Consider the following 857-nt stretch of genomic DNA (forward strand, 5'->3'; position numbering starts at 1 on the left):
AGTCGCGGAACACCTGGTAGCAGCCGAGGATGGTTTCGGTTGCCTTGCCGATCAGGTTGCTTTCAAGGCCGAGGCCGAAGGCGATCTCGCGCGCCTGGAAGCCCTGCATGCCGACACCGGGATCGACGGTGGCGCGGATGATGGAATCCGGCTGCTTCTCGGAAATATCCTCGATCTCCATGCCGCCGGCGGCCGACGCCACGATCATGACGCGCTCTTCCTTCCGGTCGAGCACGAAGCCGAGATAGAGCTCCTGCGCGATATCGACCGCCTCCTCGAGATAGAGGCGCGAGATCAGCTTGCCGCGCGGGCCGGTCTGGTGGGTCACCAGCTTGCGCCCGAGCATGGCTTCCGCTGCGTTGGAGATCTCCTCGTCATTGGAACAGAGCTTTATGCCGCCGGCCTTGCCGCGGGCGCCGGAATGGACCTGCGCCTTCAGCACCCATTTCGCGCCGCCGATCTCGCGCGCCCGGTAGGTTGCCTGCTCGGGGCTGTAGGCAAGCCCGCCGCGCGGCACATGCACGCCATGGCGGGCGAGCAGTTCCTTGGCCTGGTATTCGTGGATGTCCATTTTTTCCTCCCGGGACCTTTCAATGCGCGGCGCCATGCGCCCTCTTTAGCCAATCAAGTTTGGCCGGCGCGCTCGATCGCCTCGCTCACCACCAGCACGTTGCGCGCCATGCGTTCGGACGCCGCGTCGATCATCTTGCCGTCGAGTGCGGCCGCACCCTTGCCGAGCGCTTCGGCCTCCTTCAGCACCTCGAGGATACGGCGGGCGCGCGTGACCTCTTTTTCCGGCGGCGAGAACACGTCGTTGGCCAAAGCGATCTGCGAGGGGTGGATCGCCCATTTGCCTT

General features: G+C 65.1%; 1 protein-coding gene and 1 pseudogene. Both read right to left on the bottom strand.

The features are described 5' to 3' along the window. Positions 1–571: ATP-grasp domain-containing protein (locus RFM40_RS33600; RefSeq protein WP_320279062.1), on the bottom strand; the 571-nt coding region annotated here is incomplete at its 3' end. Between the two features lie 53 nt (positions 572–624). Continuing rightward, positions 625–857 (bottom strand): annotated as a pseudogene (locus RFM40_RS33605) (CoA ester lyase); the annotation flags it as partial.

It is taken from the genome of Mesorhizobium captivum (assembly GCF_033977165.1).
In the GTDB taxonomy this organism is placed as follows: Bacteria; Pseudomonadota; Alphaproteobacteria; order Rhizobiales; family Rhizobiaceae; genus Mesorhizobium; species Mesorhizobium captivum.